Here is an 18,887-nt window from a genome sequence, read left to right as displayed (position 1 = left end):
GTCTGAAATCTGAAATCTCACCTCTGATATCTTATATACAACCTTTAGGGTGGTTTTAGCGGTGGGGCTCACCTGTTCCCATTCCGAACACAGAAGTTAAGCCCACCAGCGCCGATGGTACTGCGAAAGCGGGAGAGTAGGTCGCCGCCGGTTTTTATTTAAAACTCCTTCATCAATCGATGAAGGAGTTTTTTTATGCCCAAAAAGCAAAAAACTACAAACGCTAAAATCAAAAACAAAAGAATAAACAAAAGTCTCATACATAAATGTGTATGAGACTTTTTTCGTTTTATACCATAACAACTCCATACCCCAAAAAAAATAGATGAGTAATAAGCAATGGTAATTAATAATTTTGCTAGATGCTAGATGCTAGATGCTAGATGCTAGATGCTAAATGCTAAATGCGGGGAGCTCCGGAGGAGCGATCTGTTAATAGCCCAGATTATATGTTTGGATTATGAGCCCTGTAAGGGCGGCCTATCGAAGTAAAACAATCTTAAACCCCTTTAACTTTCATACTCTCTTTGTCATCCTGGAAGGATCTAAAATCTTCTTTAATAGGAAATCTTCATTATACATTTTACGAACAATGAGCTTTTATTTACATTTAAAAATCTGCTTAATCACCAATCTGCGAGAGATCATTCTTCATTCTTAATTACCATTTATATATTATCGTCTTGTGTTACCTGGCTAAGTTTACACCTTTGTTTACCTTTTATATTTAAAATTAAATTATTCTTTGTCTTGCTTTGCGTTAAAAAATCCAAATAACCAAAAAAACTGTTCATTATCTTCCGCTCCTTTATTTTTGCTAAATGCTAAATGCTAAATGCTAAATGCTAAATGCTAAATGCTAAATGCTAAATGCTAAATGCTAAATGCGGGGAGCTCCGGAGGAGCGACCTGTTAATAGCCCAGATTATATGTTTGGATGTATGAGCCCTGTAAGGGCGGCCTGTAACTACAAAGATATTAATGTAGTATAGAAATATTTAAAAATCATCCATTGTTAGATACCGGAAGAAACTTAAGAGGTTTGAGGTTCTTGTGCTTATGGGAGCTACTTTGAAACCACTCCCGTCAAAAATATTTGAATTTTTTGCCACCCTCCAGAGGAGGGGAATTTAATGCTGTTAATGATAATGTTGTAAATGGTTTGATTGATAAAGCGGGGATTGTTTCACAACTTCTATTGCCTGAATTGTAGGGAGACCCTAGCCCAGATAGGAGCGGTTACCCCGCAACTGGATGTAGGAGAGTTGGAAGGTTTGTGGCAGGAAAGCAATGGCGTGAGGAGTATGAGCGGATAGCTGGAAATAGCTCCTAATTACTTTAAAGGTTTATAATTAGCGATGTTTAATAAAATTTCTATAATTAATGTTCCATAGAAAATTGCTATGGATTTTTCAATTGGGATTAAGCATTGATATCTCGTATATGAAGCTTAATGCTAAGCCAAGATTTTTGGGCTTTATTTTCAGACTTTATGATGTTGCTTAAATGTTTAAATAAGAAATATTATAAAATAATTTATTAATGAAAATAATTTTTTTCTTTAAATTTTTATTTTATCACGAAAATGTGATTACTTTTATTAATATTTTTAAATAAAAAAAATTAACAATCAACTATAACTCTTATTTCACTAAGTATATTGTTAAGAAATTATTAAAATATTACTAATGTTTATAGCAAATCGCATTTATGAAAAAAACTATTTTTAAGATTGGATTGCTTCAATCCACGTTATTCTGTTTAGGTGGATTGTACGCGCAAAATAGTGACTCTATTAAAACAACAAAAATTGAAGAAGTCGTAGTTACTGCGTATGGTGTTAAAAAAGAAAAGAAAGCTCTGGGATATTCTTTCCAAGATGTAAAAGGACAAAGCCTTGTTGATGCGAAGGAAAATAATGTGACCAATGCTTTAGTAGGTAAAGTTGCTGGACTTCAAGTTATAAAAGGTGGTTTTGGACCAGGTTCATCTTCAAAAATTAATCTGCGGGGGTTTAACTCATTTAGTGGAGATAATCAACCTCTTATTGTTGTAGACGGAGTTCCTTTGAGTAATAATCTAGGATCAAAGGTCAAACAAAATGGAAAGGATTATAATAATGATTTTTGGAATCCTGATCTCGATATGGGAAATGGGTTGAGTGACATCAATCCTGATGATATTGAAAGTGTTTCTGTGTTGAAAGGTGGTGCCGCCTCTGCATTGTACGGTTCTAGAGGTGGAAATGGCGTTATTTTGATTACGACAAAAACTGGCAAGAGAAAAGGAGGTATCGGAATCACTTATTCTACGAGCTTAGGCTTTGAAAATATATTTATGAAGCCAGATTTGCAGCATAGCTTCGCACAGGGTAGTAATGGATTGTCAAATCCTGCAGGAGTTGATAATACAGCTTCATGGGGACCTTCGTTTGATGGGTCCATGACAGTTCATGATAATTTAAAAAACTTTTTTAAAACCGGGACTAATGCTCAGCATACCTTAAGTTTCCAAGAAACTTTAGGAGAAGGAACGAGCTTATATACTTCTGCAAATTATTTAAGCAGTAATAGCCAAATTCCGAATTCTAAATATGAAAGATTCAATTTTATGGCAAAAATGAATTCTAATTTTGGAGCGAATAAAAGATGGACAACCGAGATAAAGGCTCAATATATGAGCGTTAAAGGAAAGAATAGGCCTTCATCAGGACGAGGAGATGGTAATTATTATCCAAATATTCTTTTAATGCCTCAAAATATTGACGTAAGAGATTACCGTGAGGGACAAATGCAGAACGGAGTAATGTCACGGTGGATTACTTCTAATGGAATCAATCCTTACTGGTCTGCATATAACAGTCTTAACGAAGATAAAAAGGATCGTTTCTTGTTAAATGCATATCTTAAATATCAATTTAATAATTGGCTGAGTGCAGATGTAAGATTGGGAACAGATTTTTATTCTCTAAATGCAGATGCAAAAGTATGGACGGGATCTTCTCGTAACAATTCTTATGCAACAAGTCAGGAAAAGTTTTATGAAAATAACTATATAGCAAGTTTAAATGCTAAAAAAGATAATATCATTGGCAAATGGGGAGGCTCACTTTCTGTATATGGACAAATGATGGAAAGCCGAACTAAGGCACTTTACTTTACAACACAGAATCTTATATTAGCCAACGTATTCAGTACAAGCAATACAAGTGATCTTGCATCAATTACTACAACTGAGGTTGATCAGTGGAAAAAAATCAATTCAGTATTTGCTGCTGCAGAAATTAATTATGACGGGTATTGGTTTATTAATGCTACAGCCAGAAATGACTGGTCTTCCACTTTGAATATTTCTAACAGGTCTTATTTTTATTCTTCTATAAGCACATCGTTGGTTTTAACGGATATGTTTAAGAAATTAAATGGCACAAGTTCCAAGGTATTGACATTTGCTAAACTTCGTGCAGCCTATGCTTCTACAGGAAACTCTTTAGCACCTCAGCAATTATATAACACTTATTTTGCATCCACAGATCCTACAGGACACATTACACTCACTAGGAATAAAATCCTTTTTAATTCAGATTTACATGCAGAAAAACTTAAAACTTTCGAAGTGGGGGCAGATATGAAGTTTTTTGATAGGGTTTCATTAGATGTAAGTTATTTTAATAATAATGCGACAGATCAGCTGATTGCAATCCCAATCAACCCGCTTTCAGGATATGAAAGAATGATGATCAATTCCGGAGGCCTTCATAACAGAGGTTTTGAAGTTGTATTAAATACAGATATTTTCAAGAAAGAAAATTTTGTTTGGAATTTCAATGCTAATTTTTCTACTTTAAAAAGTAATATCGACAAAATTGATGGAAATGTCACAAAATACCTTTTAGGCGGTTACGATACAGTGGGGATTTTTGCTGAAGTCGGAAGACCTTATGGAGCTATCTATGGCACGAAATTTTTAAGAGTTGAAGATCAAAATAGCCCTTATTTCGGGAAGCTTATTGTAGGATCAAATGGTTTGCCTATAGCTACTTCTGATAGTCAATATCTGGGAGATCAGAATCCAAGGGCTTTATTTGGGCTTACAAATAGTTTCACATATAAAAATTTTGGACTTTCTTTTTTAATTGATGGAAGAATCGGAGGAAAGTTTTTCTCATCAACTCAGGCAGCACTGCAAAATGCAGGTCTCGCAGCAGATACAGCTCCAGGGGGAATGCGTGATAATGTTATACTTGATGCCGTTGTCCAAAATGGCAATAGCTATACAGCAAATACCACTGAAATTACACAACAAGATTATTGGACAGCAGTTACAACATCCGGAGGAAATCTGGGAATTAACGAACAGAATATTTATGATGCAACTAATATTAGGTTAAGAAATGTTCAGTTAACCTATAATTTTCCTAAAAGTATTTTCCAGAAAATTGCTTTGCAAAGTGCAAAAATAGCTTTCACGGCAAACAATGTATGGATGATCTACAGCAAAACAAAAGGCATTGATCCGGAATCTGTATTTGCAATCAACTCCAATGCTGTAGGATTTGAAAATCTTGCATTTCCTACAACAAGATCATACTTATTTACAATCACACTAGGTTTCTAAACACCAAAAACTGACAAAAATGAAAAAATATATCTTATCTTTTTTTGCATTAGCAGTACTTTCTGTTTCATGTAATGATTTTGAAGACATTAATAATAATCCTTTCTCTGTTGATATTAATAAAGCAGAACCGGAATATTTCTTAAACAACTCTATTCTTGGAGCACAGCAAGACCCCAATATTGCAGAGCGTGTCTTTGTCCTATATTGGAAAACCGCAGCAAGACAGCATCTCTCAACAGGAATTGCCGGCGGAAGCTATGACGATTCCTGGACTTCGGAATACTGGAAATATATTTCAGAATGGCTGAATAATGCGAATGCAGCAATACAAGTTGCCAATGAGAAAAAAGCACTTGGACAGGGGAAGCCTTATTATGACAACATTATTCAGGTTTCCAGAATCTGGAGAGCCTATTTAATGAGTGAATTTTCTGATAATTTCGGGCCACAGCCAATTCAGGCTTTTCAGGGAACTAATCCTACTTTTAATTCTGAAAAAGAAGTGTATTATTTTATTTTAGACGAATTGAAAGATGCTGTTGATAAAATGGACGTCAATCAAGGTCCTCCTTCAAACTCTAATGCCTATGACATGGTTTATGGTTTTAATTGGAGCAAGTGGGTAAAATATGCGAACTCCTTGAGAATGAGAATTGCCATGAGAATTTCAGAAATAGATCCTGCAAAAGCAAAAATAGAATTTGAAGCTGCAGCCAATTCAAATATGTTTATCAGTAGCAGTACAGAGAATTTTGCAGTGGCGGAAAAACCGGGTTGGGATGCTTTAACAGGGGTAATGTCCAGAGAGTGGAACTCACAGATTTTATCGGGAACTTTAAATAATATGTATATCGGTTTGGGAGGAATTAATTCCACATCCCAATTGCCGGCGTCACAACATGCTGCTGTAAAAGCCAATGATTATTTAGGAATAAAATACGATCAGCAGTTCACAACAATGACGAATGACCCAAGCGCAGGATATTGGCTGGATGGTTTACCAAACAAAATTGACCCGAGAGCCTATAAAACATTTTATATTCCGGGAGATCTTACAAGTCCGATTTATTCTCTTTACCCGACATATACCAATCAGGCCACAACCAATTTCGGTAAGTTGACTTTTGCAGATAATTCACAAATCACAGTAAACGCAGTAAATACCTGGAACGCCTATACAATAGGAAACTGGGGAGTAAAAGGACAAAGAAACGGATTAAGAAATGTTGTCGGTTGTATGCCGGCTCTAGGAAAACAATATAGAGAAAGTACAAATTCCAGAATATTTTTCGCTAGTTGGGAATCTTATTTCCTGATTGCTGAAGCAGCTTTAAAAGGCTGGGCGACACCAATGAGTGATGAAGCGGCTTACAATAAAGGAATTCAGGACAGTTTTACCTATAATAATGTTTCTCAATTCTTTGGGCAATATATTGCTTCTACAGATTATAACAGAGATGGAACCTCAGTGTCGTACAACCATACGACAGAGCCGGGGGCAAGTCATGTGATGCAGTACAAAGATCCTGCTACCAATAATCTTGTTTCAGTGAATATCAATTATCCGGTAAATACGATCTATAAAAATGGGGCTTTTAAAAATGATAAGCTCACAAAAATTATTACCCAAAAATATATTGCCAACACGCCATGGCTTCCATTAGAATCCTGGAGCGATCACAGAAGATTAGGACTTCCATTTTTCGAGAATCCTGCGATTGAGACTCCGCTTGTGAATTTACCGAACCTGAGCTCAGGAAATTATATGACCAATTCAATTAAAAATTTTCCTCAGAGATTAAAATATCCAAGTACATTTAGAAATACGGATCAGACAGGATATGATAAAGCCGTCCAGCTTCTCGGAGGTGAAGACGCCGTTCTTACTCCGCTTTGGTGGGCGAAACATTAAAAATATAACTAAGCTAAAGAATCTTTTTTCAGGGTCCCTTTCAATATTTGAAGGGGACTTTTTAGTATTGTTGACTTAAATTTAATTAAAATCTGCTCAGAATCCCCCAATGGATTTTTATATCATTAAATTTAAAAGGATTCCCAAATTCATTACCATTGGAAAGCTGGAAGCTCATCAGCCCGATCGGAATAAAGAAATTAAAACCGAGCCCGACACTATAAAGCTTGGGTTTTACATTTAAAGATTTATTGTTGAGCTGGCCATACTGCCCAAAAACATCAAAGAAAGCCTGATTCCCGATGAGATACCGGTATTCTAAACCACCATAATAATAAAAGTCGGCGGCAAGGGAGTTTTCATTGAAACCCCGCATGGAATTCCAGCCCCCGAAGCGGTACAATTCGTTTGCTGAAAAGTCAATTTTTGAGTCCATCATGGCTCCTTCCGCTTTTATATTAAGGAAATGATTTCCGTTAATATGATAATTATGCTCTCCAAAGAAATAGAATTGATTTTGTGGAGCTTTAATGTTGTCTTTTGTGTAAGTGGTTGTCAGATAATCATATCCGCCATTTATTTTTGTCTTGTAAAGGAAAAGGTCAATGTCCGTCGGTTCTATCATTTCAAACCAGATTCCAATCCCTTTTTTGTTGTAATCTTTCCCCTGAACATATAATGTATCGATTATACTGGAACTTTCAAATGTTCCTCTCAATCCGATTTTATTTCGGTTGTTAATATGATAATAAAATGCTGGAAGAGCTTTTACATTCGCGAAGGTAGAGTCTTGTCTGAAAATATTCACTTTCATATTCAACCCCACATTTGATTTAAAAAGATAAGGAATATCTGTTTGAAGGTCAAATGTTTGTCCTTTATCGGGATTTCTCTGCCAATATAAATTAATGGTTTCAAAGCCGTTGAAAATGTTCCTGAAATTGACATTCAGGGTTCCGTTTAAGGTGAATTTATCCGTTTTATCATTCCCAAAACCAATCACTCCATCAAAAGTATTCGTTTTTTTCTTTTCCATGAAGAGATAAATACTCGTAGAATCTTTTGTAAATAAGGTTTGCGGCGGTCTTTCCAACGTGACAAACTGGTGGCTTTGGAAGTTTTTATTAATGGCAATAAGATTTTTATCGTCATACGTTTTTCCCTTGAATTCCTTTTCAAGATTTTTCATAAATCTCTTAGGAACTCTTTCATAGCCCTTGACTACAAAACCGTCAATGGTTCGTTTATCATTTTTATTGATATCTAATTCTACAACCGGATAGCCGTTTTTCTGACCTTTATATTTTGATTTAATTCTACTGAAAGCAAAACCATCATCAATATACGTTTTGTTGATTTTTTTCTTTGTTGAGTCTAAATTTTTAGTAAAAAATTCTTTCTGAATTTTCGTTTTCTGTATAATGGAATCGGAAAGATTAACGTAGGTTTCATTGAAATTTTTTCCTTTATCAAAAATAATTTCCGTACTGTCACCGATTACTTTTACTTCTTTTAATTGAGTAAAAAAATAATTATTCTGAGCCAGAGAATCCAGAAACTTCACTGCAGAAGCGGAATCTTTTACTTTTTTCTTAACCTTCGTTTCTGAATCTATGAGAAAATAATGCTTCTTCTGCGCTTGTATAAAAACGCAAAACAGTATAAAAAATATTTTTAAAATTAACTTCAAATAGGTAAAAAGTTTAAAAATGTCTTGTTTGTCATTCCGTAGAATCTAAGCAAGGTATTTTAATATTTAAATAAAAATCTTAATAATTTAAAATATTTATTATTATAAAATTTGTTTTAATAACTGAAACTAAGCCAGTTTATTATATTTTTTCATTAAATTCTCATAAGTTCCCTGCGGAAGAATCCATTTCAAAGGAACCCCCATTTTCTGCCCGAATTTACCAAAATAATAATGAGCTTTCCACTTATTTTTAGTTAAAAGTACATCGACGTATTCTGCAACTTCCAGAGGTTCAGTTCCGTCTCCAACATGAGAGTTCATCAAAGCATATACTTTATCGAAAACATTTTTATAAGGCTCGGAAACTTTTGTTCTTACTCGGTTTTCCGCGATATTGGTTTTGATATCCCCCAAATGCAGCGAACAAACATGGATATTCCATGGGTAAACTTCATATCTCATCGCCTCAGTTACTTTATCCAAAGCCGATTTTGAGGCTGAATAAAATCCCCGGAAAGGCAATCCCATTTCGCTTCCTATACTGGAAACATTGATGATCTGCCCGAATTTATTTTCACGCATTTTCGGCAAAACTGCACTCATCATCTGGACTGCACCCACAAGATTTAGATTAAATAATCTTAAAATATCTTCCTTCGTAGAATCTTCCACAGCGCCCACCATTCCCATTCCGGCGTTGTTGATCAGGACATCAATTCTGGTTTCTGTTTTCAAGACTTCTGCAATCGCATTTTGAACAGCTTCATTATCTGTAATATCAGTTGGAATAGATTTAAAATATTGACTTTCTGTATGTTTTCTGCTCAATCCATAAACTTTATGGCCTTTTTTCCCGAAATATTCTGCTAAAACGAAGCCTATTCCGGAGGAAGTTCCTGTGATGATGATGGTTTTTGTATTCATTAGTTTTTAGTTAAAATAGTATTTAAATCTTCCCAAAACATAGGATAAGATTTTTCTACAACATCTTCGTCTTCAATATTTAATGCTGCAATCAGGCAAAACGGAGCAAAACTCATGGCCATTCTGTGATCCTGATAGGTTTTTATAGAAATATTCTCTTCTGGTTCGCTAAAACTGATTGATTTTATACTTAAATCTGTAATTTCAGTTTCTGTCCCGATTTTTTTTAATTCATTATATAAAGCCAGCAACCTGTCGGTTTCTTTCACTCTTAAAGTTCCCAAGCCTGAAATTTCAAAAGGAATTTTCAACGCCGAAGCTGTCACACAAAGTGTTTGGGCAATATCCGGGCAATTGTTCATATCCAAAACAATCTTTTCAGGAAACTGGAAATTGGAATTTGCCTGAAGGGTAATTTTATGCTCGTTTTCTGCAAAAATGGTTTTAATTCCAAAAAACTCTTCATAGATTTTTGCAATCGCAGAATCCCCTTGTGTTGATTCTTTGTAGAAGCTTTTCAGGTGAATTGTTTCTCTTCCTAATGCTGCGATAGAATAGAAATATGATGCTGAACTCCAGTCACTTTCCACCTCATAATTTATAATTGATGAATGATTATTGATAAATGATTCAACTTTGATTGTATTTCCAGTGAAGCTATTTTTAATTCCGAATTTGGTTAAAATATCCAGCGTCATTTCAATGTAAGACCTTGAAGTCACTTCGCCAACAAGATTTATTTCTAGGCCATTTTCCAGTTTTCCCGCGATCAATAGGAGAGAAGTGATAAACTGGCTCGAAATATTTGCCGGAACATCTACTTTAGCCTGGGTGATTTTTCTTCCTGTGATTTTCAATGGTGGAAAGCCTTCATTTTCAAGATATTCAATTTCAACTCCAAGATTTTGTAAAGCAGTGACCAGATTTTTGATCGGTCTTTCTTTCATTCTTTTTGAGCCGGTAAGAATGGTAGTTTTACCTTCCATTATTGAATAATAAGAAGTCAGGAAACGCATTGCCGTCCCTGCGTGGTGAATATCAACAATATCTGTATTTTGTTCCAATGCTTTTTTCAGCAATTGTGTATCCTGCGAATTGGAAAGATTTCCGATTTTTATGTTTTTAAACAGACTTTCTAAAATCAACAAACGATTCGAAATACTTTTCGAACCGCTGATCTGTACTGTTTTATCCCCGATTAATTTTGATTTTTCTAACTTCATTTCTTAAGTAAGGAAGCTGGAGGTAAGAAGCTGGAAGTTAAGTATTGAGCTAAACCTCCGGCTTCCATCATCCATCTTCCATCATTATTTTAATTTCTCATTATTCTGATGACGGTCTTTATCGCGATCAGTCTTTATCTTCATTTTTCTGTCGAAAGCTTCCTGCAGATTTACTCCGGTTTGATTGGCCAGACACAACGTTACAAACAAAACATCCGCCAGCTCTTCACCCAAATCTTTATTTTTGTCGCTTTCCTTCTCGCTTTGTTCGCCATATCTTCTTGCGATGATTCTCGCCACTTCCCCGACTTCTTCCGTCAGCATGGCCATATTGGTAAGCTCGTTGAAATAACGGACGCCAATTGTTTTTATCCATTCATCGACTTGCTGCTGCAGATTGGTAATTTCCATTATTGATACTGATAAGCTCCCAAAGTAGGATTTGAAGTTCTTGAAACATTCGCAATATCTGTAGGAACTGTCGCAGCTACTGCCGTACTTCCTTTGCCGATTGCAGGCGAGTTTTGCTTCACTCTTAAATTCATCTGTGCAGCAAAATAATTAACAAACAACGGATCCTGATTTTTTATCGACTGGATCACACTCGGATTGCTGTCAAATGGGAAACCTGCTTCTGATGTACTGGAATATTTTAACAAACAGTTTTCAAACACAAAATTGAATAATTGTCCCGGAGTCTGCTCAAAATTCACAGAATTATCCCTGTCGGAATAAACAATACTGTTCCTTACATTAAGGATAAGAGCGCCTTGCTCCGTTTGTCCGGAGTCGTTTGTCCATTCATTGGTTGCAAAAATCCCGTTCCTGTTGTATGATTGTAATAAATTTGAATAATTGGCAATAGTAGAATGAATATAACTGTGAGTTCCACCCTTGAAAATTCCGATAGCAGATTCTCCACAATTGTTCATGACTAAATTTTTAGCATTAACGGTAGAAGCCACCGCATAAATTCCGTATTCCTGGAAAGTATGGATGAAGGAATTATTGATTGTAGCATTGGTCTGCTTCATTTCAAGGCCTTTGGTACCGCCGAAAAGTCTCGCATAATTCATGTTAAGGGTAGATCCAGCGTCCATCTTTATAGATTTCCAGCTTTTAGGAATCGTATCATAAGCAGGGTCATTTCTATCACCTCGAAGAACAACATTGTTGGCTAAAGTTCCGTTAATATTTAATGAAGCTCCGGAAAGGACTTTCATTCCGCTGTTTTTATGGAAATAAACTTTTGTTCCGGCTTCAATATCTAAGGTAACATTCTGATCGATCGTTAAATCCCCGTAAATAATTTTCGCTTTATCCTTTGTCCACGTAGTATGGGTGGTGATAGCATTAGGATTTGAAGGGGTTTCGATGAAAAATTCTGCATCCTGAACCACAGAGAATAACACCACTTGTTGCTGAGCAACAGGGCTTTGGAATAAGATTTTATCTTCAGCAATCGCTTCCGGACCGCTTGCTTCCGGTGCAATTTCTACGAAAATATAAAGACTGTCTTTCTTTCTTAATGGTACATCTTTAAAATCATGACCCGGTTTTCCGTCTACATTTATCTTATATAAAGAAGAAGCCCCTTTTTCAAGATAAATTCTTGGAATCAGGATATCTTTGTCTTCATTATTATATACTTTTACAGCATACGTCTCAGAACGGACCTGATGATAGACAGTATCGCAAAATACGGTGTCTTTTGAAAATCTCAATTCCTGAGAGGGAGCATCAAAACTAATATCATCTTTATTACAGGATACAGCCATAATAAGCATCCAGAAAGAAAAAGCCAGTAATAATTTGAATTTCATCGAAATTATATTTTTAAATAGATTTCAAATTTAACGAAAATACTTTGAATTTCTTATGAAGAAAAAAATATTGATCGGGTATTTGGAAATTAAAAAAAATATTGTATTTTTGCACCCTAAAATTAGCAGAGAAATATCCATTACTATTTCGAAGGCAAACTTTAATTTTTTAAAAATTGTATTATGAAAAACGGAATTCACCCAGAAAATTATAGACTTGTTGTTTTCAAAGATATGAGTAACGACGAGGTGTTTCTTTGCAAGTCTACTGCAGAAACAAAAGACACAATCGAGTACGAAGGACAAGAGTATCCTCTAATCAAAATGGAAATTTCTTCAACTTCTCACCCGTTCTACACAGGTAAAGTAAAATTAGTTGACACTGCAGGTAGAGTTGATAAATTTATGAACAAATACAAAAAATTCGCTAAGTAATTTTTTGCAATTAAAATATTTTAAAGTCTTTCGGTTTTCCGGAAGACTTTTTTGTTTGATTTAATGTAGAATTTAAAGCTGGATATTAAAAGTTAGTTCTAGTATTTGTATTTTTGCTTTACTAGGAACAAAAAATTATAAGTTAAAATGAATGGACTGTCAAAACTTCCATCCTCTAACTTCTAACTTCTAGCCTCTAACATCTAACTTAATAAAAATGCAATTAGTATTTTCAGATGCACAATATTGGGAAGATTTTCTCCCTCTTACTTTTACAAGACCGGTTGCAGAAATGCGATGCGGAATCCTTACTTTCTCCGAAAGATGGCAGAAAATTTTGGAGAACACGGAAATTTCTTATTTCACGGAAAATTATCTTCAAAATAAATTCAGTAACCCTGAAGAAAAAGAGAGTCTTTTTTTGGTTACTAATTTTTTGCCGACAGAAAATGTAATACAACAAATAAAAGATTTGAAGCAGGGTGAAGCATTGGTTTATGAAGATGAACTGATTGCGGCAAGAATCAATATGAAGGATTTTTCTTTGAACCAGATTGAAAAAATGACGGATATTAAAGAAGAGCTGACTTTCTTTAAAAAACCAACAGATCTTTTTACCTATAATCACAAAGCCATCGATTTTGATTTTGAATTGCTTACAAAAGGCAGAATTTCACAGGAACTTTCTTCAACGAACGGATTTTTAGGAGATAAAAAAGATTTATTTATTGAAGAAGGTGCACAAATTGAGTTCTCCACTTTAAATACCAAAACCGGAAAAATTTATATCGGGAAAAATGCCGAAGTGATGGAGGGTTGTAATCTTCGTGGCCCGATTTCCTTGGGTGAAGATTCTAAGTTTAATTTGGGAGCGAAAATTTATGGTTCAACGACGGTTGGACCGCATTGTAAAGTTGGAGGTGAAGTTAATAACATCATTATTTTCGGATATTCCAGCAAGGGACATGATGGATTTCTAGGGAATTCCGTAGTGGGAGAGTGGTGTAATTTCGGGGCAGATACCAATTCATCAAACTTGAAAAATAATTATGGTCACGTAAAATTATGGAATTACCGCACAAAAGCCTTTGAAGATACAGGCTTACAATTTGCCGGCCTAATCATGGGTGACCATTCTAAAACAGCCATCAATACTCAGTTGAACACAGGAACGGTTGTTGGGGTAGCTTCCAATATTTTTAAAGAAGGCTTTCCTCCGAATCTGGTAGAGAATTTTTCGTGGGGCGGTTTTAAGGATGATGAAAGATTTAAACTGGATAAAGCCTACGAAGTGGCAGAACGGGCAATGGCGAGAAGAAAAGTAGCTTTGACTGATGAGGATAAGGCTATTTTTAAATTTATTTTTGATACGTATTAATAAGTATATAAAAAAACTTCAAAATATTTTGAAGTTTTTTTGTTTTTGATGTAATAAAACTGAAATTCCAATTGTCTTACCTATAGAAACAAAACTTATGACCCAAGATACTTTCAAGAATACGGTATTTATTCTCAAAAATGAGATGTATCGCTTTGCGAAAAGGTTTGTCATGAGTAGTGATGAGGCGGAAGATGTGGTGCAGGACTTGATGATAAAATTCTGGCAGAAAAAAGATGAGCTGGAAAAGTTTGGGAACTTAAAATCCTATGCATTGAAAGCCGTCCGGAACGAATGCCTGAACAGACTGAAACACCATGAAGTAAAGCGGGGATTCGCGGATATGCAGCTTCATCGGTCAGAGCTTTACAGCATGGATGTAAACAATTTGAAGGAATATATTATCAGCTTTATTAATGAGCTTCCGGAAAAACAAAAGACAGTGATCCATTTGAAAGACGTAGAAGAATATGAAGTTTCGGAAATCGCCGAAATGTTGGAAATGGAAGAGAATGCAGTAAGAGTAAATCTTATGCGGGCCAGACAAAAAGTAAAAGAACAAATTTCACAATTGATGGATTATGAACAACGACAAATTTCAGAATAAATACGACGAGATCTTCCAGAATATAAAGGAAGAAAAAATGGACTGGGATTTTGAGGATTTCCTGAAAAAAGCAGAAGGAAAACAAGATGAAGTGGAAGACAACGGAGCCCCAATTATCCCGATTGACTCCAAAACGAAACCTTCATTCCCGAAATGGTTCTGGATGGTGGCAGGTGTAGTTTTGCTGTTGAGCATTGGTTTTCTTTTTAATTATCAAAATTCTGATGTAAAAGATCAGGCGCAGTTGGTAGAAAATCAGATCAAAAATCAGAAAAATGATTTTATTGAAGAAAATAATGATCATCAGGAACAGGTAGCGGTAAATCATCCAAACGATACAATTGAAGCGAAAAAAGATTCTATTTTCCAGGAAAATACAGTGGCAGAGAAAGATGTTTTAGATGAAATTCTACCCAAAAGAGGAAGGCTTAAAAAAGAAAGAAAGCCGCAGTTTGTAGACAATTCCTCTTACAGAAAATATAAAAAAGCTTCAGATTCTACGGGATATCAGGATTCTTACGTGATTGTAAACGGTAAAAAAATCGAAAACGTAGAAGAAGCCATTAATGTGACTAAATATTCATTCCAAATATTTGCAAATAACGTCAGTGAAAAATTAGTACAACCAAAAGTCGTTGACGACGATTATTAATTAACCTTTAAAATAAGATTGTATGCACCTGATCAGGCACTAATAATCAAAAAAATAAAAATTGACTCATGAAAAAAATAATAATAATATTCGCCCTTGCTTTTTCCCATTTCTACAATGTGTATGGGCAGAAAGACAAGCTCGACCAGCTTTTTGAAAAATATCAGGAAGTCGAAGGCGTGACCTCCATAAAAATTGCAAAACCAATGTTCGGGATGCTCAGCAGCTTAGATTTGGGAGATGCAGAATTAGACCAGATGAAACCTTTATTATCAAAAATCAACGGTCTGAAAGTTTTTATAGCTGAAAAGTCGACAGATGGCAAATCAATGAAAGGACAGAAATTAGCTCAAATCAATAAAGATATTTCTTCTTACCTGAGTGATTTGAACTACAGTGAAATCATGACTATGAACAGCGGAGGAGCCAAAATAAAATTCCTCTCTTCTGAAGAGAAAAACGGAATCATGGATGATCTGTTGTTAAGCATCGACAGCGGTGGTGACGAAAATATTCTGGTGAAGTTAGACGGAAAACTTTCAATGGATGACATTAATAAAATTATCAGCTCCAGTGAAACTAAAATCAATCCGATTACCAATACCAGAAGCAGTCTGACATCAGACAATACGTCTTCCTATTTAAGTGGTGAATCCAGAAGCGTTGGAGAATTCTCCGGAATTCATGTGAGTACGGGTGTGAATGTTGTTTTCAAACAGGAAAGCCCTACAAACATCAAGGTAATTGCCGATGCCGACAAACTACAATATATCATGACAAAAGTGGAAAACGGTGTTCTGAAAGTTTATGTTGATAACAAAGGACAGAAGAACTTAAAGTTTAAAAACATCAGCGTAAATGTTTCTTCTCCAAGAATGGACAATATCAAAACGTCTTCAGGATCAACTTTTACGACCATCAATTCTGTAAGAGAAAATAATCTTACCATCGACGCGTCATCAGGTTCTGTGGTAAAAGGAAAATTCCATATTGCCAACGAAACTAATGTTGAAGCGACTTCAGGTTCAGATATTAAAATCGATCTTAATTCAAAAAACCTGGTATTCAAAGGTTCTAGCGGATCAGATTCAAGTATTGAAGGGCAGGCCGGAATGGCAAAGTTTGATATCAGCAGCGGCGCGATTTGTAAAGGTGAAAATTTCAGAGCCAATCAGGTAGAGGCAGAATCTACTTCAGGAGCAAGCATTTCTGTGAATGTTGTTGATAAATTAAAAGCAAAAGCTTCTTCTGGAGGTTTGATTAAATATAAAGGAAATCCGGAAATCACTTCTGATATCAGCAAAATGTCCGGCGGATCTTTAAAGCAAATTAACTAAAACCAATCACCATGAAAACTTTAAAAAACATTTTCTTGATCGTTTGTACGATGTTCCTGCTACAGTCGTGCGTAGTTTCGGAAAGACCGAATATGGCTTTCTTTTCAGAATCGGGACACGATTTTAAAGGCGCAAAATTTGTGAGCATCAATGTTCCGATGTTGCTGGCAAAACCTTACATCAAAAAAGCTTTAAAAGAAGACGGTGAAAGTGAAGAGATCATTAACCTCGTAAGAAAAGTTTCAAAAATAAAGGTAATGACCGTAGAAAATGGGGACCGACAAATGCTGAAAGATTTTGTTAATTATTTAAATAACAACAATTACGAAGACTGGGCAACCATAAAGCACGACGGCGATAATGTAAATATCCGCGTAAAACAAAAAGGTGAAACTATTAAAAATATGCTGATCACTGTAAATTCTGATAATGAGTTGGTTTTTGTAGATGTGAAAGGAAGTTTTACGGCTAAAGATATTTCAAAAATGATTGCTTCGGCAACGGATAAATAAGGCACTTTATATTCAATATCATATACTAATTTTATTTTGTACAAGAGAACCGTTCCGGAATTCCGGGCGGTTTTTTGATTTAAGTTATTGATTATTAAGTTTTATTTAAACTATCAAAATCGATTTTCGTATCTCGCTGAAAAGTCTTAATTTTGCAAGAAAGTAAAGATGTCTATTCATAACAAAATTGTAGAGACAGCCATCACTTTCGATGACGTGCTTCTAGTCCCTTCTTATTCAGAAGTTTTACCTAATCAGGTTTCATTAAAATCAAGACTTACCGATAAAATTACGCTTAATGTTCCGATAGTTTCTGCTGCGATGGACACCGTTACAGAGGCCGATCTGGCAATTGCTTTGGCAAGAGTGGGCGGTTTGGGTTTTATTCATAAGAATATGACGATCGCGGAACAGGCTGCACAGGTAAACCGTGTAAAACGTTCGGAAAACGGAATGATTTCCGACCCTATCACGCTTTCAAAAGATCATACGCTGGCTCAGGCGAAGGAAACAATGGCTAAATATAAGATCTCCGGCCTTCCGGTTGTGGATCCCGATAATATTTTAATCGGTATTATTACCAACAGGGACGTAAAATATCAGGAAAACCTTGATATGAAGGTCGAAGAGATCATGACGAAAGAAAATCTGATCACTTCCGATAAAGATACAAACCTTGAAAAAGCTAAAGAAATTCTTCTTAAAAGCAGAATTGAAAAGCTTCCTATCGTTGACAAAAACAATAAACTAGTTGGTTTAATTACCATTAAAGATATTGACAACCAGTTAGAATATCCGAATGCCAACAAAGATCAGAACGGTCGTTTGATCGTAGGAGCCGGTGTTGGTGTTGGTGAAGACACGATGGACAGGATCGCCGCTTTGGTACAAGCAGGTGTTGATATCGTAGGAATTGATTCTGCACACGGTCACTCTAAAGGAGTTTTAGATAAAATTTCTGAGATCAGAAAGGCATATCCGGATTTGGATATCGTTGGCGGAAATATTGTAACGGCTGAAGCTGCGGAAGATTTAATTAAAGCAGGAGCAAACGTTCTGAAAGTAGGTGTTGGTCCGGGTTCTATCTGTACAACGAGAGTTGTGGCGGGTGTTGGAGTTCCTCAATTGTCTGCTATTTACAACGTTTACGAATTTGCTAAAACTAAGAATGTTGCCGTAATTGCAGATGGTGGCATCAAGCTTTCGGGAGATATTGTAAAAGCAATTGCAAGTGGAGCAGGAGCCGTAATGTTGGGCTCACTTTTAGCCGGAACTGACGAAGCACCGGGTGAAGAAATTATCTTCCAGGGAAGAAAATTCAAGTCATACCAGGGAATGGGAAGCCTTTCTGCAATGAAGAGAGGTGGAAAAGAAAGATATTTCCAGAGTGAAGCTAAGAAATTCGTTCCGGAAGGTATTGAAGGTAGAGTTCCTCACAAAGGTAAACTAGAAGATGTTATTTTCCAATTAACAGGAGGTTTAAGAGCCGGAATGGGATATTGTGGAGCTAAGGATATTGAAGCTTTACAAAACGACACAAAAATGGTAATGATCACAGGAAGCGGATTGAAAGAATCTCACCCTCACGATGTTATCATCACTCAGGAAGCCCCGAATTATTCTTTGTAATAATAAATTAAATATAAAAAAAGCTATCTCAATGTTGAGGTAGCTTTTTTATTTTTTTGATGAGGTTTTATCAATAGGAGCGGGCTTTAGCCCGCTTTTAAAAGACGTTGTAGATTGGCTTTAGCCCAAACTTATATTTCAA

At 35.6% G+C, this 18,887-nt stretch carries 14 protein-coding genes and 1 rRNA gene; 10 read left to right on the top strand and 5 right to left on the bottom strand.

The features are described from left to right. Positions 1 to 45 precede the first annotated feature (45 nt). From rrf to ATE47_RS14005, 3 genes are all read left to right on the top strand, one after another. Positions 46 to 153, top strand: a 5S ribosomal RNA gene (gene rrf / locus ATE47_RS14015). Positions 154 to 1,710: 1,557 nt separating this feature from the next. Then, on the top strand, positions 1,711 to 4,617 hold the full coding sequence (locus tag ATE47_RS14010; protein WP_062162546.1) for a SusC/RagA family TonB-linked outer membrane protein: 2,907 nt from the start codon (positions 1,711 to 1,713) through the stop codon (positions 4,615 to 4,617). Positions 4,618 to 4,636: 19 nt separating this feature from the next. Then, positions 4,637 to 6,532: a SusD/RagB family nutrient-binding outer membrane lipoprotein gene (locus tag ATE47_RS14005; protein ID WP_062162545.1), complete on the top strand. Its 1,896-nt coding sequence runs from the start codon at positions 4,637 to 4,639 to the stop codon at positions 6,530 to 6,532. A gap of 85 nt (positions 6,533 to 6,617) precedes the next feature. On the opposite strand, the gene ATE47_RS14000 is transcribed toward ATE47_RS14005, so the two are convergent. From ATE47_RS14000 to ATE47_RS13980, 5 genes are all read right to left on the bottom strand, one after another. After that, positions 6,618 to 8,222, bottom strand: a complete 1,605-nt coding sequence (locus ATE47_RS14000; RefSeq protein WP_062162544.1) for a hypothetical protein — start codon at positions 8,220 to 8,222, stop codon at positions 6,618 to 6,620. 129 nt (positions 8,223 to 8,351) lie between these two features. Further along, positions 8,352 to 9,149 (bottom strand): SDR family oxidoreductase, encoded by a 798-nt coding sequence (locus tag ATE47_RS13995; protein WP_062162543.1) that lies wholly within the window; start codon positions 9,147 to 9,149, stop codon positions 8,352 to 8,354. After that, entirely contained in the window at positions 9,149 to 10,372 is a 1,224-nt protein-coding gene (locus ATE47_RS13990; RefSeq protein WP_062162542.1) for a 3-phosphoshikimate 1-carboxyvinyltransferase, read from the bottom strand. The genes ATE47_RS13995 and ATE47_RS13990 overlap by 1 nt, the downstream gene beginning before the upstream one ends. Before the next feature lie 84 nt (positions 10,373 to 10,456). Next, positions 10,457 to 10,783, bottom strand: coding sequence for a nucleotide pyrophosphohydrolase (locus ATE47_RS13985; RefSeq protein WP_062162541.1), 327 nt, complete (start codon positions 10,781 to 10,783; stop codon positions 10,457 to 10,459). Next, positions 10,783 to 12,195 (bottom strand): hypothetical protein, encoded by a 1,413-nt coding sequence (locus ATE47_RS13980; RefSeq protein WP_062162540.1) that lies wholly within the window; start codon positions 12,193 to 12,195, stop codon positions 10,783 to 10,785. Before ATE47_RS13980 ends, ATE47_RS13985 begins: the two co-directional genes overlap by 1 nt. Positions 12,196 to 12,378: 183 nt before the next feature. On the opposite strand from ATE47_RS13980, the gene ATE47_RS13975 reads away from it, so the two are divergent. The 7 genes from ATE47_RS13975 (at position 12,379) to guaB (ending at position 18,745) form a co-directional block, all read left to right on the top strand. Continuing rightward, positions 12,379 to 12,630 (top strand): type B 50S ribosomal protein L31, encoded by a 252-nt coding sequence (locus tag ATE47_RS13975; protein WP_002976190.1) that lies wholly within the window; start codon positions 12,379 to 12,381, stop codon positions 12,628 to 12,630. A gap of 217 nt (positions 12,631 to 12,847) precedes the next feature. Then, a complete protein-coding gene (locus ATE47_RS13970; protein ID WP_062162539.1) occupies positions 12,848 to 14,008 on the top strand; it encodes a GlmU family protein in 1,161 nt (386 codons plus the stop codon). Positions 14,009 to 14,105: 97 nt separating this feature from the next. Next, on the top strand, positions 14,106 to 14,615 hold the full coding sequence (locus ATE47_RS13965; RefSeq protein ID WP_062162538.1) for an RNA polymerase sigma factor: 510 nt from the start codon (positions 14,106 to 14,108) through the stop codon (positions 14,613 to 14,615). After that, on the top strand, positions 14,590 to 15,267 hold the full coding sequence (locus ATE47_RS13960) for a hypothetical protein (RefSeq protein WP_185097098.1): 678 nt from the start codon (positions 14,590 to 14,592) through the stop codon (positions 15,265 to 15,267). Before ATE47_RS13965 ends, ATE47_RS13960 begins: the two co-directional genes overlap by 26 nt. A 68-nt stretch (positions 15,268 to 15,335) precedes the next feature. Beyond that, positions 15,336 to 16,604 carry a DUF4252 domain-containing protein gene (locus tag ATE47_RS13955; RefSeq protein ID WP_062162537.1) on the top strand — a complete coding sequence of 423 codons (1,269 nt, stop codon included), beginning with the start codon at positions 15,336 to 15,338 and terminating at the stop codon, positions 16,602 to 16,604. An 11-nt stretch (positions 16,605 to 16,615) separates the two neighbouring features. Next, positions 16,616 to 17,116, top strand: a complete 501-nt coding sequence (locus ATE47_RS13950; RefSeq protein WP_062162536.1) for a DUF4252 domain-containing protein — start codon at positions 16,616 to 16,618, stop codon at positions 17,114 to 17,116. Between the two features lie 168 nt (positions 17,117 to 17,284). Next, positions 17,285 to 18,745, top strand: coding sequence for an IMP dehydrogenase (gene guaB / locus ATE47_RS13945; RefSeq protein WP_062162535.1), 1,461 nt, complete (start codon positions 17,285 to 17,287; stop codon positions 18,743 to 18,745). The last annotated feature ends 142 nt before the right edge of the window (positions 18,746 to 18,887 follow it).

Origin of the sequence: Chryseobacterium sp. IHB B 17019 (genome assembly GCF_001456155.1) — a bacterium.
Classification (GTDB): domain Bacteria; phylum Bacteroidota; class Bacteroidia; order Flavobacteriales; family Weeksellaceae; genus Chryseobacterium.
Note: the sequence above shows the minus strand (reverse complement) of the source record. Positions and strands in the feature narration are given on the sequence as shown.